22 protein-coding genes are annotated in these 21,820 nt (G+C 70.5%); 11 read left to right on the top strand and 11 right to left on the bottom strand.

Going from position 1 to position 21,820, the window contains the following annotated elements; translation table 11 throughout:
• Positions 1-217: 217 nt before the first annotated feature.
• A complete protein-coding gene (locus tag KGA66_RS05745) occupies positions 218-1,426 on the bottom strand; it encodes an amidohydrolase (RefSeq protein ID WP_211465316.1) in 1,209 nt (402 codons plus the stop codon).
• A gap of 269 nt (positions 1,427-1,695) precedes the next feature.
• Between KGA66_RS05745 and KGA66_RS05740 the strand changes: the two genes are divergently transcribed.
• Positions 1,696-3,849, top strand: a complete 2,154-nt coding sequence (locus KGA66_RS05740; protein WP_211465339.1) for a HelD family protein — start codon at positions 1,696-1,698, stop codon at positions 3,847-3,849.
• Between the two features lie 55 nt (positions 3,850-3,904).
• Here KGA66_RS05740 and KGA66_RS05735 read toward each other — a convergent pair whose 3' ends face one another.
• Positions 3,905-4,624: a copper homeostasis protein CutC gene (locus KGA66_RS05735; RefSeq protein WP_211465313.1), complete on the bottom strand. Its 720-nt coding sequence runs from the start codon at positions 4,622-4,624 to the stop codon at positions 3,905-3,907.
• A 170-nt stretch (positions 4,625-4,794) separates the two neighbouring features.
• Here KGA66_RS05735 and KGA66_RS05730 point away from each other — a divergent pair, with 170 nt between their 5' ends.
• Together KGA66_RS05730 and KGA66_RS31990 are read left to right on the top strand one after the other, a co-directional pair.
• Positions 4,795-5,745 carry a PIN domain-containing protein gene (locus KGA66_RS05730; RefSeq protein ID WP_211465311.1) on the top strand — a complete coding sequence of 317 codons (951 nt, stop codon included), beginning with the start codon at positions 4,795-4,797 and terminating at the stop codon, positions 5,743-5,745.
• Between the two features lie 299 nt (positions 5,746-6,044).
• Complete coding sequence (locus KGA66_RS31990; protein ID WP_211465310.1) at positions 6,045-6,428, top strand: cold-shock protein; 384 nt, start codon at positions 6,045-6,047, stop codon at positions 6,426-6,428.
• Positions 6,429-6,540: 112 nt separating this feature from the next.
• On the opposite strand, the gene KGA66_RS05720 is transcribed toward KGA66_RS31990, so the two are convergent.
• Genes KGA66_RS05720 through KGA66_RS05710 form a run of 3 tightly spaced genes read right to left on the bottom strand, consistent with a single transcriptional unit; the run spans position 6,541 to position 9,517 of the window.
• The gene (locus KGA66_RS05720) at positions 6,541-7,470 is read right to left on the bottom strand and encodes a 1,4-dihydroxy-6-naphtoate synthase (protein ID WP_369015820.1); all 930 of its coding nucleotides are present in this window, start codon (positions 7,468-7,470) and stop codon (positions 6,541-6,543) included.
• Positions 7,471-7,517: 47 nt separating this feature from the next.
• The gene (locus tag KGA66_RS05715) at positions 7,518-8,177 is read right to left on the bottom strand and encodes a futalosine hydrolase (protein WP_312886771.1); all 660 of its coding nucleotides are present in this window, start codon (positions 8,175-8,177) and stop codon (positions 7,518-7,520) included.
• A gap of 2 nt (positions 8,178-8,179) precedes the next feature.
• Positions 8,180-9,517, bottom strand: coding sequence for an MFS transporter (locus KGA66_RS05710; protein ID WP_211465309.1), 1,338 nt, complete (start codon positions 9,515-9,517; stop codon positions 8,180-8,182).
• 464 nt (positions 9,518-9,981) lie between these two features.
• Here KGA66_RS05710 and KGA66_RS05705 point away from each other — a divergent pair, with 464 nt between their 5' ends.
• On the top strand, positions 9,982-10,914 hold the full coding sequence (locus KGA66_RS05705) for a DUF3027 domain-containing protein (protein ID WP_312886770.1): 933 nt from the start codon (positions 9,982-9,984) through the stop codon (positions 10,912-10,914).
• Positions 10,911-11,051, top strand: a complete 141-nt coding sequence (locus KGA66_RS31985) for a hypothetical protein (protein ID WP_369015819.1) — start codon at positions 10,911-10,913, stop codon at positions 11,049-11,051. The genes KGA66_RS05705 and KGA66_RS31985 overlap by 4 nt, the downstream gene beginning before the upstream one ends.
• A 156-nt stretch (positions 11,052-11,207) precedes the next feature.
• On the opposite strand, the gene KGA66_RS32430 is transcribed toward KGA66_RS31985, so the two are convergent.
• The gene (locus KGA66_RS32430; protein ID WP_211465307.1) at positions 11,208-11,417 is read right to left on the bottom strand and encodes a DUF2530 domain-containing protein; all 210 of its coding nucleotides are present in this window, start codon (positions 11,415-11,417) and stop codon (positions 11,208-11,210) included.
• A gap of 259 nt (positions 11,418-11,676) precedes the next feature.
• Here KGA66_RS32430 and KGA66_RS05690 point away from each other — a divergent pair, with 259 nt between their 5' ends.
• The 4 genes from KGA66_RS05690 to KGA66_RS05675 all read left to right on the top strand — a co-directional run bounded on the left by KGA66_RS05690 (position 11,677) and on the right by KGA66_RS05675 (position 14,277).
• Positions 11,677-13,137, top strand: a complete 1,461-nt coding sequence (locus KGA66_RS05690; RefSeq protein WP_211465306.1) for an NCS2 family permease — start codon at positions 11,677-11,679, stop codon at positions 13,135-13,137.
• Positions 13,138-13,319: 182 nt separating this feature from the next.
• The gene (locus KGA66_RS05685) at positions 13,320-13,577 is read left to right on the top strand and encodes a ribbon-helix-helix domain-containing protein (RefSeq protein ID WP_211465304.1); all 258 of its coding nucleotides are present in this window, start codon (positions 13,320-13,322) and stop codon (positions 13,575-13,577) included.
• Positions 13,565-13,996, top strand: coding sequence for a PIN domain-containing protein (locus tag KGA66_RS05680; protein ID WP_211465301.1), 432 nt, complete (start codon positions 13,565-13,567; stop codon positions 13,994-13,996). The genes KGA66_RS05685 and KGA66_RS05680 overlap by 13 nt, the downstream gene beginning before the upstream one ends.
• Before the next feature lie 32 nt (positions 13,997-14,028).
• On the top strand, positions 14,029-14,277 hold the full coding sequence (locus KGA66_RS05675) for a hypothetical protein (RefSeq protein ID WP_211465299.1): 249 nt from the start codon (positions 14,029-14,031) through the stop codon (positions 14,275-14,277).
• A gap of 163 nt (positions 14,278-14,440) precedes the next feature.
• On the opposite strand, the gene KGA66_RS32425 is transcribed toward KGA66_RS05675, so the two are convergent.
• The 3 genes from KGA66_RS32425 to KGA66_RS05660 all read right to left on the bottom strand — a co-directional run bounded on the left by KGA66_RS32425 (position 14,441) and on the right by KGA66_RS05660 (position 16,827).
• Complete coding sequence (locus tag KGA66_RS32425) at positions 14,441-15,043, bottom strand: C40 family peptidase (protein ID WP_211465297.1); 603 nt, start codon at positions 15,041-15,043, stop codon at positions 14,441-14,443.
• Positions 15,044-15,153: 110 nt separating this feature from the next.
• Positions 15,154-16,368, bottom strand: coding sequence for an RNA polymerase sigma factor (locus KGA66_RS05665; protein ID WP_369015818.1), 1,215 nt, complete (start codon positions 16,366-16,368; stop codon positions 15,154-15,156).
• A 120-nt stretch (positions 16,369-16,488) separates the two neighbouring features.
• Positions 16,489-16,827: a YciI family protein gene (locus KGA66_RS05660; protein ID WP_211465292.1), complete on the bottom strand. Its 339-nt coding sequence runs from the start codon at positions 16,825-16,827 to the stop codon at positions 16,489-16,491.
• Positions 16,828-17,167: 340 nt separating this feature from the next.
• Here KGA66_RS05660 and KGA66_RS05655 point away from each other — a divergent pair, with 340 nt between their 5' ends.
• Together KGA66_RS05655 and thpR are read left to right on the top strand one after the other, a co-directional pair.
• Complete coding sequence (locus KGA66_RS05655) at positions 17,168-18,457, top strand: MFS transporter (protein WP_211465290.1); 1,290 nt, start codon at positions 17,168-17,170, stop codon at positions 18,455-18,457.
• 114 nt (positions 18,458-18,571) lie between these two features.
• Complete coding sequence (gene thpR, locus KGA66_RS05650) at positions 18,572-19,204, top strand: RNA 2',3'-cyclic phosphodiesterase (RefSeq protein WP_211465288.1); 633 nt, start codon at positions 18,572-18,574, stop codon at positions 19,202-19,204.
• Positions 19,205-19,378: 174 nt separating this feature from the next.
• On the opposite strand, the gene serC is transcribed toward thpR, so the two are convergent.
• Both serC and KGA66_RS05640 read right to left on the bottom strand, forming a co-directional pair.
• The gene (serC, locus tag KGA66_RS05645) at positions 19,379-20,497 is read right to left on the bottom strand and encodes a phosphoserine transaminase (RefSeq protein ID WP_211465285.1); all 1,119 of its coding nucleotides are present in this window, start codon (positions 20,495-20,497) and stop codon (positions 19,379-19,381) included.
• A gap of 201 nt (positions 20,498-20,698) precedes the next feature.
• Entirely contained in the window at positions 20,699-21,802 is a 1,104-nt protein-coding gene (locus KGA66_RS05640) for a citrate synthase 2 (RefSeq protein ID WP_211465283.1), read from the bottom strand.
• Positions 21,803-21,820 lie beyond the last annotated feature (18 nt).

Below are 21,820 nucleotides of genomic sequence, written 5' to 3'. Positions count from 1 at the left end.
GATCCGCCGCTGGACCGGTCCGCCGACCTGCGCGGGACCCGACACCGCCGGGGTCACGGCACCGCTGCGCCGTGACTCCAGCCCGCCTGTCGTGTCGCCGCCGCCGCGCAGTCCTCGCGCCGAGCGCATTCGCACCCTGCCCGCACCACGTCGCCCGTGTCAAGGCTCGCGGTTACTGACCAGCGCCGATGCGCAGAGGGGGTAACGGCGCCCGGGATCAGCGGGCGAAGACGCCCTCAGCCGACGCATAGTCGTACACGTAGATCTCACGGCCGTCGACGAACGCACGTTCCACCCGCTGCATCACGTCCAGCGGATCACCCGACCAGACGCACAGGTCCGCGTCCTTGCCCACGGTCAGCGAACCGAGCCGGTGGTCGATGCCGAGGATGCGCGCCGGGTTCACGGTCAGCGCCCGCAGCGCCGTCTCCCGGTCCAGCCCCTCCTTCACCGCGAGGGTGGCCTGGTGTACCAGGAAGTTGATCGGCACGACCGGATGGTCCGTGGTGATCGCGATGGTCACCCCGGCGCGGGCCAGCCGGCCCGGATTGGCCAGCGAGCGGTTGCGCAGTTCGACCTTGGAGCGCGAGGTGAACAACGGACCGATGATCACCGGCACGCCGCGCGCCGCCAGTTTGTCCGCGACCAGATGCGCCTCGGTGCCGTGGTCGATGACCAGTTCGTACCCGAACTCGTCGGCGATTCGCAGCGCGGTCGCGATGTCGTCGGCGCGGTGCACGTGCTGGCGCCACGGGATCTCCCGGCGCAGCACCCGGCCGAGCGCTTCCAGCTTCAGGTCGCGCTCCACGGGCTTGCGCTCCTCGGCCGGCTTGGCCGCCTCCGCCTCGATCCGCGCCAGATAGTTGTGCGCCTCGACGAACGCGCCGCGGATCACCGCCGCCGTGCCCAGCCGGGTCGACGGGGATTTCTTCTGGTCCCCGTAGACCCGTTTCGGATTCTCTCCGAGCGCTGATTTGATCCCGGCCGGCTCGCGCAGCACCCGGTCGTCGACCGTGCCGCCCCAGCACTTGAGAGCCACGCTCTGGCCGCCGATCGGGTTGCCGGAACCGGGGTTGACATTGACCGCCAGCACCCCGCCGATGATCGCGTCGCGCCACCCCTGCTCGTCCGGGTTGATCGCGTCCAGCGCCCTTACATGCGCGGTCACCGGGTCGGTCAGCTCGTTGGTGTCGTTGCCCGCCCAGCCCTCGCCCTCCTCGTACACGCCGAGGTGGCCGTGCGCCTCGATGAAACCTGGCAGTACCCATTTGCCGGCCGCGTCGACCACCTCGGCGTCCTCGGGCAGCGGCAGGTCCCGGTCGCCCAGCGCGCTGATCCGCCCGTCCTCGATCAGCACAGTTCCGCCTTCGATCGGCTCCCCGTCGACCGGCACGATCCGGCCGCCGACGATCGCGGTCACCGTCATGTGTTCCTCCCGTGGTCCGTCCGTCCGCGCGCTTGTGATGTGCGCCCACCGGCCACCCGGCGCGCGCCGTCCAGAGTAATGAGTCCCACTCGGCTGTGCCTGTGACGAAAACTCGGTTGCCCGTGACCGGGACGCTGGTGTAGTTTCCTCCCTTCCCAGCTCATGTACGGCGCGCGCCATCGCCGAGCCGAGACCTCTGCGCTCCGGTGAATGCACATTTTCCTCCCTTCTTGACCTGTGTGATTCTTGGAGCCGTCGTGCCTTCTCCCATGCCGCAGTCCGGCGATGACCCCGTGATCCGCGCCGAACGCGCACACCTGGCCGCCTCCCGCGCCGCGCTTCGCGCCATGCGCGACGAGACGCTGGCACTCAGGGCGCAGGGCGGCAACGCCGTGTCCACCGAGGTGCTGCACCAGGCGATCCAGGCCCGCGCCGCGGCACTGCTGGATCACCCGGACGTGCCACTCTTCTTCGGCCGGCTGGACTACTCACGCGAACTGCCGAGCCGGTATCAGGGCGAGCGCTACTACGTCGGCCGCCGGCACGTGCACGACGCGGCCGGCGACCCGATGGTCATCGACTGGCGCGCGCCGGTGTCCGTCGCTTTCTACCGGGCCAGCGGGAAGGACCCGCACGGCCTCGCGCTGCGCCGCCGCTTCGGTTTCTCCGGCGGTGAGTTGACCGCCTTCGAGGACGAGCCACTGGACGGCGCCGTGGCCGCCGGGCCGCCCGGAAGCAGGATCCTGACCGCGGAGATCGAGCGCCCGCGCGTCGGGCCGATGCGGGACATCGTCGCCACCATCCAGCCCGAGCAGGACGAGATCGTCCGCGCGGACCTGGCCGCTTCGGTGTGCGTACAGGGCGCCCCGGGCACCGGAAAGACCGCGGTCGGCCTGCACCGCGTCGCCTACCTCCTCTACACCCACCGCGAACGGCTCAGGCGCGGTGGTGCGCTTGTCGTCGGCCCCAACCGGCAGTTCCTCAAGTACATCGAGCAGGTGCTTCCCGCGCTCGGAGAGCTCGAAGTCGCGCAGGCGACCGTGCAAGAACTGGTGTCCAAGGACTTCACGCAGCGATTCACCGTGCGCGCCACCGACTCCGCCGAAGCCGCCCGGATCAAGGGCGACGCGCGGATGGCGCAGGTCCTGCACCGCGCGCTGTGGTCGAGCCTTTCCGCGCCGGACGAGGCCCTTATCGTGACTCGCGGCGTGCGCAAGTGGCGAATGCCCGCCTACGAGGTCCAGGAGCACATCGACGCCATCCGCGCGCGTGGCGTGCGGTACGCGGCCGGCCGGGCGATGCTCGCGCAGCGGATCGCGCACGCCGTGCTGACGAGGATGGAGGCGGCCGGGGAATCCCCGGACGACCGGGTGCAGGATGCGGTGGCGCGCTCCCGTCCGGTCAAGGCACTGGTCGACCGGCTGTGGCCGGCGGTCGACCCGGTCAAGCTGCTGTTCGGGCTGCTCTCGTCCGCGCAGCGGCTGGCCGCGGCGGCGGACGGCCTGCTTGACACTGAGGAACAGGCGCTGATCTGCTGGGAACGCTCCGGTGCGAAGGCGCCGCGCAGCCTTGCCGCGGCGCGCTGGAGCGCGGCCGACGCCGTGCTGCTCGATGAACTGGCCGACCAGCTCGACCGCGCCCACTCACTCGCTCACGTGGTGTTGGACGAGGCGCAGGACCTCTCCCCGATGCAGTGCCGCGCGGTGGGCCGGCGCTGCGCGACGGGCTCGGCGACCGTGCTCGGCGACGTGGCCCAGGCGACCACCGCGTGGGCGGCCGGGTCGTGGGAGGAGACGTTGCGGCACCTCGGCAAGCCCGAAGCCGTGCGCGAGGAACTGACCCAGGGCTTCCGCGTCCCGCGGCAGGTGATCGAGTACGCGGCAAGGCTGCTGCCCTTCGCCGCGCCGCAACTCGCCCCGCCGACGTCGGTGCGGCAAGCGGACGGCGCGCTCGACGTGCGCGAAGTGGCCGACGTCGGGTACGCGATCGGCGAAGCGGCCGCGAGTGTTCTGGGCGCCGAGGGCTCGATCGGGATCATCGCGGCGGACGCATCGATCGGCGTGCTGACGCGCGCCCTGACCGAGCGCGGTTTCGAGCACGCCGTGCTCGGCGCGGACCCGTCGGACCCGTCGGACCCGGCAGGCTCGTCGGAACCGTCGCAAGCGGACTCAGAGCCAGAGCCAGAGCCAGAGTCAGAACAGCAGCCGGAGCCGGCCGCGCCGCGCATCTCGCTCGTCCCGGCCAGCCTCGCGAAAGGGCTCGAGTACGACTTCGTGATCGTGGCCGAACCGGCCGACATCGTCGAGGGTGAATACGCCGAGGTGTTGGGCCTGCGCCGCCTGTACGTCGTGTTGACCCGGGCTGTCAGCGCACTGATCGTACTGCACTCGCGGCCGCTGCCCTCGCAACTCGGGGCGCGGTAGCCCGCGCGGGCCGGCGAGGGCCGCGCGCGCGGGCCGGGACGCGGCCGCGGGAGTGCTACGCCGCGGCCTCCCCGAGCGGCTCGTCGAGGGCGGCGCGCCAGGAAGCGACCAACTCCGCGTCGACCGGCCCGTTCCAGTCGCCGCCGAAGCGCGCGGCGGTTCCGATGTGGAACGCGGACAGGCCCGCGGTCCGCAGCGCGGGCACGTCCTCCAGCCGCAGTCCGCCGCCCACCAGCAGGGTCACGCCGTCCGGCCTGGCCGCCTCGCGGGCGGCCTCCTGCGCCAGTGTTCCGATGCCCTGCGCGGCCGGGAACGGACCTCCGGAGGTGAGCACCGTGTCCAGCCCGGGCAGCGTCCGGATCGCCGCGTAGACCGCCTCCCGGTCAGCCGCCTGGTCGATCGCTTTGTGGAAGGTCCACGGCGCGCCGCCGGCCGCCCCGAGCACCGTCTCCAGCGCGGCCATGTCCACCGCGCCCTCCGGATCCAGCCAGCCCATCACGAACTGGTCCGCGCCGGCCTCGCGCAGCTGCCGCGCCGAGGCCGCCAGCGTACTCGCCGCCCCGGGACCGCCGGCCAGGAATCCGTCGCGTGAACGGATCATGACCCTCAGTGGAACATTCACCGCCGCGCGAATGGAGGCGAACGCTTCGAGGGAAGGATTGAATCCGGAGCTCCGCATCGAGCTGACGAGTTCGAGCCGGTCCGCGCCGCCTTCGACGGCGAGCCGCGCGTCCGTGGCGTCCAGGGCGATGACTTCGAGCAGCGCTTTCGTCACCGGGTCAGCCTCCCATGGGGGCGTTCGCGGCGGCGAACGGGGGGCGCGGAACTTCCGGCGGAAGCGGTGGAGCGCCCCGGGGCGCGCTACACGCGCCGGTGCGCTGCCCGTCTAGGGTGGGAATACCAGGACTGAGAGCGTGAGGGGAGGCCGAATTGCGTGGGGAAGTGATGAAGAGCACGAAGATCCAGCCCGAACAGCGGTTGTTCGGGTATCTGAGCGAGGTTGCGGACGAGGCTTCCGGCAAGCTCTCCCCGGCCGCGCGCATCAGGCTCGTCGATTCCCTGCGCGACACCATCGAACGGGAGCGGGCCCGGCGCGGCCTCGACCTGGCGACCCTCGACGGCATTCTGCGCCGCCTCGGCGACCCGGTCACCGTGGTGGACAGCGAGGTGCAGCGCGATCCCGACTACCAGGCCCGGCTGACCGCACGCCTGGCGCGGGCCAGCGACGGTCCGCAGGTGCCGATCACCGACGACCTGGCCGCGCTGCTGGTCGGCGGCTCCCCGTCGGGCGGCCCGAACGTGCCGCTGAACCAGGCGGCCGTAGCCCCGCGCATTGCGGCGGACGGTCCCGAGCTGTGCCTCGACCCGGATCCCTTCGCTCCCGAGCACTCGGTCGAGACGGTCGGCGCGCTCGCCGCGCCGGCTCCGCCCGCGGCCGCCACCGAGACGACCATGACGATGATCCTGCCGGATCTGGGCGGGCTGGAGGAGCCGCAGCCGCTCGCCCCGGCGGTGGCGCGGATTCGCACCGCCTGGCTGTACGGTCCCAAGGCGCGCCCTTGGGAGGCGCTGGCGATCGCGGTGTTCCTGGTCGGCGCGGTGCTCGGGCAGTGGGTGGTCTTGCTGCTGGCCGCGCTGATCGCCTGCACCTCGCGCTACTTCACCCCGGTGGAGAAATGGGCGCTGGTGGTGGGCGTGCCGGTGGCCACCGGTCTGGTCTACGCCCTCGGGTTCTGGCTGCATCAGCGCGGTTTCTGGGGCGGGACCGCGGTGAACACCTCCGACCTGCTCTCCGGAGCGGCTTCGTTCTTCGGTACCCTCCCGCGGATCGCCGCGCTGCTGGCCGCGCTCTTCCTGAGCTGGCGGCTGGCCCGCGGCATCACCCGTCAGCTGTAATCCTCGGCCGCGCCGTGCGGCTCGGTGAACGCAGCCGTGAAGGACACTGAGCGACCGCCTCATGATGGATTGTTATGCAGGGGCGTCTTAGTGGAACTCGCTCCGTCTACAGTTGAGAGACGGGCCGCCTTGTTTCGAACCTGCGACTTCCGGGGCGGTAACGTGCCCGGGTAACACTGGTGACCGTCGGTAGATCGCCAGCTAGCCTTAACTCATCAGGGTGACGCGACGAGCGCGCTCTACCGCGCCCTCGGGCTCTGCAAGCACTCCAGCGACGACAAGACGGATGAGGTAGTCCCGTGCCAACCGGCAAGGTGAAGTGGTACAACGCCGAAAAGGGTTACGGATTCATCACGCGCGATGACGGCGGCGATGTCCACGTCCACTCCTCGGCCCTGCCCGCCGGGACGACGGCGCTCAAGCCCGGTCAGCGGGTGGAGTTCGGGGTGGCCGAGGGCCGCCGGGGCGAGAGCGCGCTGAACCTGCACCTGCTCGATACCCGGCCGTCCGTCGCCGCAGCGGCCCGCAAGCCCGCGGACGAGTTGGTGGTCATCGTCGAGGACGTCATCAAGGTGCTCGACCACGCATCGAACACGCTGCGCCGCGGCAAGTACCCGGATCGGGACACGGCCCAGAAGGTGGCCAAGCTGCTGCGAGCCGTCGCCGACCAGCTCGACGCCTGACAGCTCGCCCGGTCGGACCGCGCCTGATCGGCCGCTTGACCGGACCCGCGGCACCTGACCGGCCGCATGACCGGTCCGGCCGTGGGGTCACCTCGCCCGACGAGGCGCACCGTCAGGGGTGCGCCTCGTCCGGTTCGAGCCTCGCGCCCTCGGGCAGGGCGGGGCCGAGCAGCCTGCGCACGGCCGCGTAGCCCTCCGGCCCGAGGTCGCGGGTGAAGTCGTTCACATAGAGCGCGATATGCGCCTTCGCGACCTCAGGGTCGAGTTCCTGCGCCTGCTGCATGACGTAGTCGTGGGAGTCCTCGGGGTGCGCGAAGGCGTGATCCACCGACGCGCGCACGACCCGGGCGAGTTCGGCGATCCGCTCGCGGCCCAGCGAGCGGCGCGCGACGATCGCGCCGAGCGGGATCGGCGCCCCGGTCACCGCCTCCCACCAGTCGCCCAGATCGGCGAGGCAGCGCAGGCCGAACGCGGGGTAGGTGAATCGCGCCTCGTGGATCACCAGTCCCGCGTCCACCGCGCCGTCGCGCACCGCCGGCATGATCTCGTGGAACGGCAGCACCACCACCTCGCCGAGTCCGGCGACGCCGCCGGGCACCTGCTCCCGAACCCAGTGGCGGAAGAGCAGATACGCCGTGGACTTGAGGCTCGGCACCGCGACCGTCCGGCCTTCGAGCGTCCGGCCTTCGAGCGTCCGGCCTTCGAGCGTCCGGCCTTCGAGCGTCCGGCCTTCGAGCGTCCGGCCTTCGAGCGTCCGGCCGCCGGAAGCGGGTGGCGCGTCGCCCGGTCCGGTCAGCACCAGCGGTCCGCAGCCGCGCCCGAGCGCGCCACCGCACGGCAGCAGCGCATAATCCGGCAGCGCCTCCGGTAGCGCGGCATATGAGATCTTCATCACATCCAGGCCACCCTCGCGCACGAGGTTGTTGGTCACGTCGATGTCCGCGTGGGTGACCTCGATCCGTGGCGCGCCTTCGATCAGACCGTGCGACCACGCGTGGAACACGAACGTGTCGTTCGGACAGGGGGAGTAGGCGATGCTCAGCACGCCTTCCGTGTGCGCCGCGTCCCGGGGCGCAGTCGAGTCCGCACTCAACCCAGCAGTCCTTCCATGATCGGCACCGCGGCCCGCGCCAGCGTGTCCAGCGCCTCTCCGATCCGCCAGGCCGCGCGGTCACGCGGACCGACCAGGTTGGAGGCCGCGCGGATCTCGGCGACCGGCAGGCCGAACCGCGCGGCGGCCACAGCCACACCGTAACCCTCCATCGCCTCGCCGACCGCCGCCGGGTGGCGGGCACGCAGCCAGGCCGCGCGGTCAGCGGTGCCGGTGCCGGTGTTCACCGTCAGCAGGTCCCCGCGCACCACCTCACATCCGTTCACGGGCGTGAGCGGATGCGGCGCCAGCGCCTCGACCACCGTCACGCCGAATCCGAGTTCGGTCACGGACCGGAAGCCCTCCGGCCCGTCCGCGCCCAGATCGGCGGCGATGATCCGTTCGGCGACCAGCAGGTCCGCGAGCCCTCCGCGCTCCGGGAACACTCCGCCGATTCCCGCGCTGACGACCACGTCGTAGGGCTCACGGGCCAGAGTCGCCGCGGTCGCCGCCGCAGCCATCGCCGCGCCGACTCCGCCGGCCAGCAGCGTCACCGCGGCGCGCAGGTCGCGCGCCGATCCGGCGAGCCCGCGCTCGAACGCAGCACGCTCCGCCTCGACCGCCGTGACGACCAGGCAGCGCCTAGGGTTGGGATTCACGCTCAGGACGCTACCTGAGCCCCCGCCGACTGCCAGCGCAGGTCATACAGCGCCTTCATGGTCAGCAGAGCCATGATGCTCAGTCCGGCCGCTCCGAGGCTCAGCCCGAGAACACCGTTGGACGGCAGCGCCAGCCCCACCGCGCCGCCAAGCACCCAGCAGAGCTGGAGCAGCGTCTCAGAGCGCGCAAATGCCGATGTCCGCACCCGCTCCAGCGTGTCGCGCTGCAACAGCGCGTCGAGGGAGAGTTTGGACAGGGAGGGCGCCATGCCCGCCGCGGCGGCGAGCACCAGAACCATCGCCAGCCCGTAGAAGAACGCGGCGACGATCGCGATCACCGCGGCCAGCGCGACCGAAGCGGTGATGATGGCCTCCGGGTCGCGATCGCGCAACAACTTGCCGAGCAGCGAGCCCAGTGCGCTGCCGGCGAAGACCGCCGCCGCGAACACGCCGACCGCGGTCAGGCTCTTGAGCCCGCCGAGCGGGTGGCTGCGCACCAGGAAGGCGATGAACAGGCTCAGGAAGCCGGAGAACGCCCGCAGCGCGGCGTTGGCGCGCAGCGCCAGCAGCACCGAAGGGCCGACCGAGCGCAGCCTGCGATCCGGCATCGACTCGGCCAGCGTGGCGTCCGGACCGCGGTCCCGCTTGCGCAACTGCGCCTTCAGCTCACCCTCGTTCGAGTCGACGATCTTGGGCAGCCTGATCGCCAGCCAGGTGCCCACGAGGAAGACCAGCGCCGCGAAGCCGAGCGTCCACGCCGGCCCGATCGCGCCGAGGCCCAGGCCGATCGGCGTGGCCACCATCGTGGCCGCGAGCGCCGTCAACGAGATCCGTGAGTTCGCCCGGACCAGCGTCGTGCCCGGCGGCAGGACCCGCGGGATCACCGCGGCGCGGCTGACCCCGTACGCCTTGGCGGCGGCAAGGCAGCCGAAGGCGGCCGGGTACAGGGCCAGCCCGCCGCCGCTGATCGTCCTGGCCAGCACCAGGCACAGCAGCGCCCGCGCCAGTGCCGTGACCGCCATCGCGAAGCGCCGGCCGCCGCGCAGCCGGTCCAGCAGCGGGCCGATCAGCGGCGCCAGCAAGGTGAACGGGACCATGGTGATCAGCAGGTAGAGCGCGACCTTCGCGCGCGCCTCGTTCGGCTGCACCGAGAAGAACAGCGAATTGGCCAGCGCCAGCGTCACCAGGATGTCTCCGGCGCCGATCACCGCGCCCATCTCCAGCACGTTCGCCAGCCCTGACTCGCCCGCACCCTCGGCGTGGGTGACGCGCTGGATGCGTCCGTAGACGGCGTCCGCTGCGTCGATCCCGCGTCCCGCGGAGCGTTTGACCGCACGCATGCCGCGCTGTACCGCGTCGTCGGGATCGGGTGGCCCGACGCGCGTCGCGTCCAGGCCCGGGGCGGTGGCGATCGTCGGGTCTTCGGGCGCGGGCGAGCCGACCGGAGTGGCATCTGGCGATGCCTGTCCTTCCCGCGGTGTTGCCTGTCCGTCCCGGCCGCGTGTGGAAGATTCGTGCGTGGGACGTTGCCGCGTCCAGTGCTCATCCGGTCGGCGCGTTATCAGAGGCTTGGTGATTCTTAGGCCCACGGTCTCTGATGCAGTCGTCTGCATATTCGGGTCTGATCCGCCGGCACCCTGTTCCGGCAGCCTCATGCGCTCAGTCGGCGCATCAGCGTCGGACTGACCCTCCCCGTACCCGCGAGGGTTCCGCCTACCAGTAGTCACATGCCTATCCTCGCGCGGGAGCGCCTTAGTTGTCTCGTGTCCACCAGACGCAGCCGGGACCGACTAACATCGTCCCCGTGAGTGCGACGACCAAGACGAGGCCGAGCCGTACCCCTGCGCTGGACCAGGCATGCGCCGACGCGGTCGATCTCGCCTTTGCCGGGGCGGAGGATGTTGCCGGCATCGGGCGAGTCGGCGAGCATCTGGGCGTCGTCGCGGACGGCGAACGCACCGTCACCCACCATTTCGCGGCCCGGGAGCGCGGCTACGTCGGCTGGCGCTGGGCGGTCACGGTCACCAGGGCCTCGCGCTCCAAGCAGGTCACCGTCGACGAGACCGTCCTGCTTCCGGGCGAGGGCGCGATCCTGGCGCCGCGCTGGCTGCCGTGGAGCGAGCGCATCCAGCCCGGTGACATCGGCGTCGGAGATCTGCTGCCGACCGCGGCGGACGACCCGCGGCTGGAACCGGGCTACACCGGCGCCGACGAGACGGAACCGAAGCCCCTGCGGGACCGGGCCCCGATGCCGGCCGGCGACGCGGCACCGGACGAGCCGCAGCGCGACAGCCTTCCGCTGATCGCCTTCGAACTCGGTCTCGGCCGCGTTCGGGTGTTGTCGCTGACCGGTCGGGAAAGCGCCGCGCAGCGCTGGAGCGAATCCTTCGGCGGGGCCGCCCCGATCGCGCAGGCCGCTCCGGCCAGCTGCGCGAGCTGCGGCTTCCTCACCCCGCTGCGCGGGACGCTGAGCCAGGCGTTCGGCGTGTGCGCGAACGAGTACTCCCCGGCCGACGGCCACGTCGTCGGGCTCGACTTCGGGTGCGGTGGCCATTCCGAGGCGGCGGTCGTGCCCGACGCGGCCGAACTGGGCGAGCCGATCGTCGACGAGTACGCGGTCGATCAGGTCCAGCTGCACCCCTCCGGGTCGGTCCAGTTCAAGACCACGGCCGTCGGGCAGGACAAGGACGCCGCGCAGTTCGCGGCGGATGAAGAGGCCGTGCTCGGCCACTCCTGAGGCGGTGGGCCCGTGCGGCTTCGCCGGGTCTGATCCGCCTCGGGTCATCTACCGTGCGCCGGGTTGTACCACCCGGCGCCGTTGCAGACCGCGCACTCACGCAGAGCCACCGTCTCCAGTACGTGCGTCGACCGTGAGCCGACGCCGCGCAGCAACCCGAAGGTCACGATGGTGCGGCCCTGCCCGTCGCAGTCTGGGCACAGTGCCATCATGGCGCCCGTCCTAGGACTGCTCGCTGCGGAGCGTGGTGTTTCCACATCGCACAGTATATGGAGACAAGTGCGATGGAGCGACTACTGTGCGTTTACTTTGGGCAGTCTTTGCTGGCGACGGCGGCAGTACACCAAGCCGAAGAGTCCGAGAAGTACGCCTGAAAGCGCGATCCAAGGCCACCGCCCGTGCCCGGAACGCTCCAACGAGGTGTGTAGGGCGATCAGGACGACGAAAGCCACTGCGAACAGCGCGGTACCGATCGCGACGATGAGGACATCGTTCGTCTCCATCGGCTCGACCTCGATGCGTTCCGGCGTGGAGGGCTGCCCTACCGGTCCATCGGCGCCTGGGGGCTCGGAATGCCCGTTCCGAGGCGGATCCGATGCCATTTCTTGATCACGGGGAACAGTCACGGTAATCAGCCTATGGAACCCTGGCCCCTGCCGTACATCAACCCGTACGGGCGCATGCCGATCGCCCACACGGCTCATCGACTCAGCCAGCTGGGTGACACCCGAATCCGGACGATACAAAAGGGATTGCCGCCTGATGTCCAGCACGCCAACCGAGCTCGACGCTCCGCCTGGTTCTTCCCCGTCCCCCGCCAATCCGCTGGACCGCTTCTTCCGCCTGACCGAGCGCGGCACCACGGCGGGCCGCGAGGTGCGCGGCGGCGTCGCCACCTTCTTCGCCCTGGCCTACATCGTGGTGCTCAACCCGATCATCCTCGGCAGCGGCAAGGACCTCTACGGTCACACGCTGAACCTGGGCCAGCTCACCGCCGCCACGGCGATCGTCGCCGGCGTGATGACGCTGGTCATGGGCCTGGGCGGGAATCTGCCGCTGGCCATCGCCGCCGGCCTCGGGCTCAACGGCGTCGTGGCGTTCACCATCGCTCCGACGATGTCCTGGCAGGACGCGATGGGGCTGGTGGTGCTGGAGGGCCTGGGCATCTGCCTGCTCGTGGTCACCGGTCTGCGCCGGCTGATCATGGACGCCATCCCGGTGCCGATGAAAAAGGCCATCGGTGTCGGCATCGGCTTGTTCATCGCGCTGATCGGCCTGGTGGACGCCGGGTTCGTCACGCGGATCCCGGATGCGGCCCAGTCCACCGTGCCGGTGCAGCTGGGCAACAACGGCGAGCTGACCGGTTGGCCGATCCTGGTCTTCTGCGTCGGTGTGCTGGTCACCTTCGTCCTGTTGGTGCGCCGCGTGCCGGGGGCGATCCTGATCTCGATCGTGGGCACCACGATTCTGGCGATCGTCATCAACTACGCGGCGCACCTCAAGGCCGCCGACTGGGGCCTGATCCAGCCGAAGTGGCCGCACTCGGTGGTCTCCACCCCGGACTTCGGGCTGCTGGGCAAGGTCTCGCTGTTCGGCGGCTTCGTACACGCCGGCGTGGTCACCGCGATCGTGTTCATCTTCACGCTGATCCTTTCCGACTTCTTCGACGCGATGGGGACGATCGTCGGCGTCAGCTCCGAGGCCGGTCTGCTCGACGCGGACGGCAACGTGCCGAACATCGGCCGCGTGTTGTTCATCGACGGCTTGGCCGCGGCGGCCGGCGGCTTCGGTTCGGCGAGCTCGAACACGACCTTCGTGGAGTCGGCGGCCGGTGTCGGCGAGGGCGCCCGCACCGGTCTGGCCTCGGTGGTCACCGGCTTGCTGCTGGGCCTGACCTCGCTGCTGACCCCGCTGGCCACGGTCGTGCCGCAGCAGGCCGCCGCCCCGGCTCTGGTGGTGGTCGGTTTCTTGATGATGACGCAGATAAAGGACGTGCCCTGGGACGACTGGACCATCGCGGTCCCGGCGTTCCTGGCGATGACGCTGATGGCGTTCACCTACTCGATCACGGTCGGCATCGGCGCCAGCGTCATCGCCTTCGTGCTGGTCAAGGCCGCGGCGGGCAGGGTCCGCGAGGTAAGCCCGCTGCTGTGGATCGTGGCCGCGCTGTTCGCGGCCTACTTCGCGCTCAACCCGATCCAGCAGGTCCTCAACGTGAAGTGACGAAGCGGTAGCGGGGCCGGCCACTTTCGCTTGAACGACACGTGAGTGCTCCGGCTCCGCGAGCTGCGCCATCCGCCACTGAACTGGCCTGCCGACGGCGCGCCAGCGACTGCCGCGCAGTAATTTCAGCCGCGGTGGCCGGTGCCGCTTCCGAGATGCCAAGTTCCCCTACCATATATGGCATGAGTATGACGCGCACCACCGTTTACCTGTCACGGGACGCCAAGCAGCGCCTATCCCTGGCCGCACGGCGCCGCCACCGCAGCGAGGCCGAGCTGATCCGCGACGCGATCGATCGGTTGCTGGCCGAGGAACCTGAGCGGCCCAAACCCAATCCGCCGGCGCTTGATATGGCCCCTTCGGTCGCTGACGACGTTGACGCGCACTTGTCCGCCGGGTTCGGCGAGCACGGGCTGGAGGGCGACTGGTGGCGCGCCTGATCGTCGACACCTCCGGGTATCTGATCGGCACGATCCCTAAGCACCCGTTGTACGGCGATGTGCGCGAGGTGCTGACCGGCGCCGACCAGCCACCCGTCGTCTCCCCGCTGGTTGTGGCGGAGATTGACTACATGGTGCTGGACAAGGCCGGAGTCGAGCAGGAACTTGCGGTAATCGACGATCTGACCGGTGGCGCGTACGAGCTCCCGGACCTCGACTCGGACGACCTGCGCGCCGCACGCCACCTTGTCGCCAAGCACCGGGACTTGAGGATCGGGCTTACGGATGCGGTCAACGCAGTGCTCGCCGAGCGTTACGAGACGAACGAGATCTTGACCGCGGACCAGCGGCACTTTCGCACCGTCACTCCGCTGACCAGACGCTTCGACGCTTTCCGATTGCTTCCCTTCGACCGGTAGCCGCAGATCCCGCAGTAGGGCGCGAACAAGCATTGACCCAGATCAAGGCCGTGCCCTGGGACGACTGGACGATCGCGGTCCCGGCGTTCCTGGCGATGACGCTGATGGCGTTCACCTACTCGATCACGGTCGGCATCGGCGCCAGCGTCATCGCCTTCGTGCTGGTCAAGGCCGCGGCGGGCAAGATCCGCGAGGTAAGCCCGCTACTGTGGATCGTGGCCGCGCTGTTCGCGGCCTACTTCGCGCTCAACCCGATCCAGCAGGTCCTCAACGTGAAGTGACGAAGCGGTAGCGGGGCCGGCCACTTTCGCTTGAACGACACGTGAGTGCTCCGGCTCCGCGAGCTGCGCCATCCGCCAATACCGCCGATTCGCTGCGGGGCCACCTGCCGCTGGAATGGACCTTACGTCGCTCGTCGACGGTCGGACGCGGCGTACCGCTCGGTCAGCCAGGCCGGCGGATGGCGTAGATCGGCATCCAGCGCATCAACGCGTAGCTGACGGCCTTTCCGCGATGCGGGGCGACGATCACCTTGCCGTGGCCTGCGTAGATCCCCACGTGCGAGGCGTTGGCGTAGAAGATCACCAGATCGCCGGGCTGGATCCGGCTGAGCGGTACGGGAGTGCCGAAGCGCGCCTGCGCCTGCGTCGTGCGCGGAATCGACACCCCGGCGGCACGCCAGGCCCGCTGGGTGAGGCCGGAGCAGTCGTACGAGCCGGGGCCGGTGGCGCCCCAGCGATACGGTTTGCCCAGTTGCGCGACCGCGAAGCGCAGCGCCACCGCGCCGCGTGAGCCGTGTATGGCGGTCGCGTGCGGCGCGCTGGTGGTCTTTCGGTGAGCGGGGCGCTTGGACGCGTGGTGGCCTGAGGTGTGTGCCGCCGCGCGATGGTGCGTATGTCGGACCGTCGCGTCGGCGGTGGCGGGAGAAATCAGGAGGCTGGTCGTGGCGGCGAGCAGCGGGGCGAGCGCCGTGGCGACCGCGCGACGACGGGCGCGAGAGGCGAAGTGCTCCGTGGGTTCGCTGTGGTGCCGGGTCAATTTGTGCATGACACGTTCATAACTCGGTGCTGCGCACTCCACCTGTCGAGTGCGCTCAGGTGTAGGCCGTATTAGTGAGAGATGTCTGAACGGGTGACAGGGCGACAGACCCGTTTGTCTCAACCGGCACCGAGCTCGCGAAGCCTCCGCAGCAGAAACTCGCGCTCGGCGGTCCCTTCGGTGAGCTCGAGCGCCTGACGGTACGTCAACACCGCTTCCTCCGTGCGGCCCAGCCGGCGCAGGAGGTCGGCCTTCGCGGCCGCTAGATAACGGTATCCGGCCAGCGAGTCGGCCTTCGCGCGCGCGGCGTGCTGTTCGAGCTCGGCGATCTCGGCGAGAGCGGCCTGCGGGCCATAGACCATGGACCGGGCCGCCGCGCGGTTGAGCGCGACGACAGGGGACGGCCATACGCGCATGAGCACGTCGTAGAGCTCGACGATCTGCGGCCAGTCGGTGTCCTGATACGACACGGCCTCGTCGTGCAGAGCCGCGATCGCGGCCTGGAGCGCGTAGCGTCCGGGACGGCCGCCGCGCAGCGCTCGCGCGACGAGGCCCGTGCCCTCCTCGATGAAGCCGCGGTTCCAGCGATCGCGGTCCTGGTCTTCCAGCAGCACCAAGCGGCCCTGTGCGTCGATCCTCGCCGCGGCGCGCGCGTCGGTGAGCAGAAGCAGCGCGAGCAGGCCGCGCACCTCGCGTTCGTCGGGCATGAGAGCGAGCAGCATGCGCGCGAGATCGATCGCCCGGGCCGCCAGGTCCCGGTGCATCAGCTCGGCGCCGGTGGGATCGGTGTGAGCTGTCGTGTAGGCCAGATGAATCACTGACAGCACCCTGCCGAGCCGGTCGGGCAGTTCGTCGGCGTCCGGCGCACGGTAGGGGATGCGCGCCGCGGCGATCTTCTTCTTGGCCCGGGTCACGCGCGCGGCCATCGTCGCCTCCGAGACCAGGAACGCGTGCGCGATCTGGCGGGTCGTCAGGCCGCACACCAGACGGAGGGTGAGCGCGATCTGCGCCTCCCCGGCGAGCGCGGGATGGCAGCAGGTGAAGATCAGGCGCAGCCGGTCGTCGGGCACCGCGGCGCAGTCCGGCCCGTCACCGGCGTCGACACCTTCGAGCGCGGGCTCCGGCTCGACGAGCAGAGGCAGTTTGTCCCGCAGCGTCCGCCGGCGGCGGCAGACATCCAGGGCGCGCCGGCGGGCCGTCGTGGTCAACCACGCCCCGGGGCTGCTCGGCACGCCCTGTCTGGTCCACGCGTCGAGCGCCGCGAGATACGCGTCCTGCACGCACTCCTCGGCCAGGTCGAGATCACCGGCGACGCGCGCCGTGGCGGCGAGCACGAAGGCCCACTCGCGACGGTGCGCGTCCTCGATCGCGGACCGGACGTACGCGGCGTCGCCCACACCCCCGTGGAAGGCGTCGCCGCGGTCCGGCCGTGATCGCGGGTCCGGCGTCATCTGTCAGAAGACCATGATCGGCCGCACCTCGACGCCGCCCCTGAGCACCGGGACGAGCTTCGCGATGGCCAGTGCCTGGTCCAGGTCCTGAGCGTCGATCAGGTAGTAGCCGCCGAGAGCCTCCTTGGTCTCCGCGAACGGGCCGTCGGTGACCACGTCGCCGCGCACGCTGGTGGCGGTGCTCGTCGGCTGGAGCGCGCCGCTGCTGACGATACGGCCGCCCAGTTCGGCGCACTGCTCCTGGAAACGGCCGTGTGCCTTGAAGATCCGGTCGTACTCGTCCGGCGACGCCTCGGCCCACGCGGTCTCGTCGTCGAACAGCAGGATCATGTATTCCGCCATGACGGTGTCCTATCACTTCGGTTCGGTTCCGACACCAGTACGACGAACAGCAGCCCGCCGAATCGACAACCGGCCGCAGTGAATCTCTTCGTGCCACGGATCACGGATCACGGATCACGGATCCCTGAGCACGGATCACTGAGCACGGATCACGGGCCACGGGCCACGGTCGGCGGTCACAGCTTGCGGTAGATCGCCCGCGACCCTGCCCGGACGGTAAGGAGCGCTGCGCGGAATAACTCCTTGCTGCTTAGCGTAACTAATGATGTAGTCTCACCATCGGTGTGGGCCGTCCGCACGTCCCGATACCGCATGACCGCTCGATCCAGGGGGGCCGCCCTTGAGCGCGCGTAGCGCCGTCAACACCACCTTCCGATCTCTGCGTATCCGCAACTACCGGCTCTTTGCGGCCGGGCAACTCTTCTCGAACACCGGTACCTGGATGCAGCGCATCGCCCAGGACTGGCTGGTGTTGGCGCTGACCCACAGCGGCATCGCGCTCGGCGTGGTCGCGGCGCTCCAGTTCCTGCCGATCCTCTTGCTGTCGGTCTGGGGCGGGGCACTGGCCGACCGTTACCCGAAGCGCGCGATGCTCATGATCACGCAGACGACGATGGGTCTGCTGGCGGCCGCGCTCGGCGGGCTGACGCTCGGCGGCGCGGTCACCGTCTGGCAGATCTACCTCTTCGCGCTCGCGCTCGGAACCGTCACCGCGCTGGACACTCCGGCGCGCCAGTCCTTCGTGGTCGAGATGGTCGGACCGCGGCAACTGCAGAACGCGGTCTCGCTGAACTCCGCGAACTTCAACCTGGCCCGGATCGTCGGCCCGGCGGTCGCCGGTGTGATGATCGGCATGTTCAGCTCCGAGATCACCGGCAGCGGCTGGGTGTTCCTCATCAACGCCATCTCCTACACCGCCGTCGTCGCCAGCCTCGCCGCGATCCGCGGCCGCGACCTGCTGCCCGCGAGGACCCTCGAACGGCGCCGCGGTCAGCAGATCGAGGGCTTCCGCTATCTGCGCACCCGGCCCGACCTGATCGCGGTCCTGGCCACGGTGCTGATCTTCGGCACCTTCGGCCTGAACTTCCCGGTCCTGCTGCCGCTGTTCACCACGGGCATCTTCTACGCCGGGGCCTCGGCGTACGGGCTGCTGTCCGCGATCATGGCGGTCGGCTCGCTGATCGGGGCGCTGCTGGCGGCCCAGCGCGGCACCGCGCGGATCCGGATCGTGCTCGGCGGCGCGGTGGCCTTCGGGGTGCTGGAGGCGCTCTCCTCGACCATGCCCGATTTCGCGGCTTTCGCGCTGTTGCTGCTGCTTACCGGAACGGCCGGGCTGACCGTGGCGACGACCGCCAACGCGGTGATGCAGACCACCGTCGCGCCGCAGCTTCGCGGCCGGGTCATGGGCGTCTACCTGCTCGTCTTCATGGGCGGCACGCCGATCGGCGCGCCGGTGGTCGGCTGGCTGGCCACCGTGGTCGGCGTGCGGTGGACGCTCGCCTTCTGCGGCGTGACCACCGCGCTGTGCGCAGTGGCCGCGGCTTACCTGCTCGCCTGGCACACCGACCGGAGGATTCTGGCCCGCGTCACCAGACGTCCGCACCTCGCGGTGGTACCGCGCACCGCGTGAGACGGCAGGCTCCGCCGCCGCTCGATCCGCGCCGCCGCCACGAGCACGTTCGAAGGGGCATGATGGGTCGAGCGGCACTGTCGACGGTGGCGGAGCCATGGACCGGAGGTCTCGATGCGGCTGTTCGTCGCGGTGATCCCCCCGCGCCCCGTCGTGCTCGAACTGCGTGCCGCGTTGATGACCCTGCCGCACGACAACCCGCGCGTGCGCTGGTGCCGGCCCGAGACCTGGCACGTGACGCTCGCGTTCCTCGGCGACGTGCCGCAGGATGCGCTGGCGGACCTCACCGAGCGCCTGGGGCGTGCGGCGGCCCGAAACACCCCGATGGAACTGGCGCTGGCCGGCGGCGGCCACTTCAACGGCCGCACGCTGTGGACCGGGGTGCAGGGTGACCGCGACCGGCTCGGCCGGCTCGCCGAATCGGTCAACAGCGTCGCCCGCCGCTGCCACATCAAGGTGGACGAACGGCCGTTCCGCCCGCACCTGACCCTCGCCCGGGTGCGCGACCCGGGCTCGAGCGCCGGCTCGGGCCCGGACCAGGCCGACGGGGTGCGCGCGGCGCGCGAACTCGCCGGCGGCGCCGCGATCTGCCAGGAACGGCCCGCGGACCTTCAGCCCTACGTGGACCGGATGGCGGCGTTTCGCACACCGCGCTGGCTGGTCGGCGAGATAGACCTGTTCAACGTGATCGACGACCCGTCCAAGCGCTACGAGCGGATCGGGCGCTGGGCGCTGACCGGGCGCTGACCGGCGCCTTGAGCCCCGCACCGGGACACTAGACTGGCAGGGTGGATCCGCGCATCAGAACCCGAATCGTCACGGCGGCATTCCTCGTGCTGATCGCGCTGGTCGTCCTCGGAACGCTGCTGCGCCGCTGACCCTCCGGCCCGGCGGCGCGGCAGCACTTCCGCGCGCGGCCGGCTACAGCCGCTCGACCACGTAGTCGACGCAGGCGGTCAGCGCCTCGACGTCGGACGGTTCGATCGCGGCGAACATCGCGATGCGCAGCTGGTTGCGGCCCAGCTTGCGGTACGAATCGGTGTCCACGATCCCGTTCGCGCGCAGCGCCTTGGACACGGCCACCGCGTCGATCGAGTCGGCCAGGTCGATCGTGCCGACCACCTGGGAGCGCTGCGCCGGGTCCGCGACATACGGCGTGGCGTACTCGGACTTCTCCGCCCAGGAGTACAGCCGCGCGGCCGAGTCCGCGGTGCGCGCCGCCGCCCAGTCCAGACCGCCGTTGCCGTTGAGCCAGTCGAGCTGCTCGGCCAGCAGGAACAGCGTGGCGATCGCCGGGGTGTTGTAGGTCTGGTCCTTCGACGAGTTGTCGATCGCGGTCGGCAGATCGAAGAACGCGGGCACGTAGCGGTCGGAGCCGGAGATCTCCTCGACCCGGGCCAGCGCGGCCGGGGAGAACAGGCCGACCCACAGGCCGCCGTCCGAACCGAGGTTCTTCTGCGGGGCGAAGTAGTACACGTCGGTCTCGGTCACCTCGACCGGCAGGCCGCCGGCCGCCGAAGTGGCGTCGACCAGCACCAGCGCGTCATCGTTCGCCCCGGCCACGCGCTTGATCGGCATGGCCACGCCGGTGGAGGTCTCGTTGTGGGTGAACGCGTACACGTCCACGTCGGCCGCGGCGACCGGCAGCGGATGCGTGCCCGGCTCGGACTTGATGATCTGCGGTTCGGCGAGCCACGGCGCGGCCTTGGCGGCCGCGGCGAACTTCGAGGAGAACTCACCGAAGCTGAGGTGCTGGGACTTGTTCCGGATCAGCCCGAACGCGGCGATGTCCCAGAAGGCGGTCGAGCCGCCGTTGCCGAGGACCACCTGGTAGCCCTCCGGCCGGCCGAACAACTCGGCGACGCCCTCGCGCACCCGGCGCACCAGGTTCTTGACCGGGGCCTGGCGATGCGAGGTGCCCAGCAGCGCGGTGCCCTGGGCGGCCAGCGCGGCCACGGCCTCGGGGCGGATCTTGGACGGGCCGCAGCCGAAGCGGCCGTCGGCGGGCTTGAGTTCGGCGGGGATCTGGATTTCCGACACGGTGCGTGCCTCCGGCGATCTGGTTCGTTTCCGCCGACACGGCCGCGCCGGCGGGGACTGCTGGGTACAAAGTGAACCGCAGTATCCCGACCCGGGCGTCGTCGTCCGAGAACGTGAAGCAGAGGTTACCGGAAATGTACGGTGCCCGGTTAGACCCCGAGCGGGTCAACCGGGCACCGGTGTGGCGTGTCGCCGTGCGAATCAGTGCAGGATCATGGAGTCGAAACCCTCGATGTCCTGGACCTTGCGCTGCACCGGGCCGATGTAGCGGGCCGCCGGGCGCACGAGGCGGCTGGTGCGCTTCTGCTCCAGGATGTGCGCGGACCAACCGGCGGTGCGCGCGCAGGTGAACATCGAGGTGAACATGTTGGCCGGCACCTCGGCGAAGTCGAGCACGATCGCGGCCCAGAACTCGACGTTCGTCTCCAGGACGCGGTCCGGACGGCGGCTGCGCAGCTCTTCGAGCGCCGCCTCCTCCAGCGCGAGCGCGATCTCGTAGCGCGGAGCGCCGAGTTCCCGCGCGGTGCGCCGCAGCACCCGGGCCCGCGGATCCTCGGCCCGGTAGACCCGGTGGCCGAAGCCCATCAGCCGCTCCCCGCGGTCGAGCACGCCCTTGACGTACGCCTTGGCGTCGCCCTCGCGCTCGATCGCCTCGATCATGTGAAGCACCCGGGAGGGCGCGCCGCCGTGCAGCGGGCCGGACATCGCGCCGACCGCGCCGGACAGCGCGGCGGCCACGTCCGCCCCGGTGGACGCGACGACCCGGGCGGTGAACGTCGAGGCGTTCATGCCGTGCTCCGCCGCGGAGGTCCAGTAGGCGTCGATCGCCTGGATGTGCCGTGGATCCGGCTCGCCGCGCCAGCGGATCATGAAGCGCTCGACGATGGTCTGCGCCTTGTCGATCTCCCGCTGCGGCACCATCGGCTTGTCTATCCCGCGGGCCGACTGCGCCACGAAGGACAGGGCCATCACCGCGGCGCGGGCCAGGTCCTCGCGGGCCTGCGCGTCGGTGATGTCGTGCAGCGGCTTGAGGCCCCACACCGGGGCGAGCATCGCCAGCGCGGACTGCACGTCCACCCGGATGTCGCCGGAGTGGATCGGGATCGGGAACGGCTCGGCCGGCGGCAGGCCCGGGTTGAACTTCCCGTCGACCAGCAGACCCCAGACGTTGCCGAAGGTCACGTGCCCGACCAGGTCCTCGATGTCGACGCCGCGGTATCGGAGTGCGCCGCCGTCCTTGTCGGGTTCGGCGATCTCCGTCTCGAAGGCGACGACGCCCTCAAGACCGGGTACGAAGTCGGGCATCCTGCTGCTCCCTTGCTG

It is taken from the genome of Actinocrinis puniceicyclus (genome assembly GCF_018283645.1).
Lineage (GTDB): Bacteria > Actinomycetota > Actinomycetes > Streptomycetales > Catenulisporaceae > Actinocrinis > Actinocrinis puniceicyclus.
This window is presented reverse-complemented; position numbering and strand designations above follow the sequence as displayed.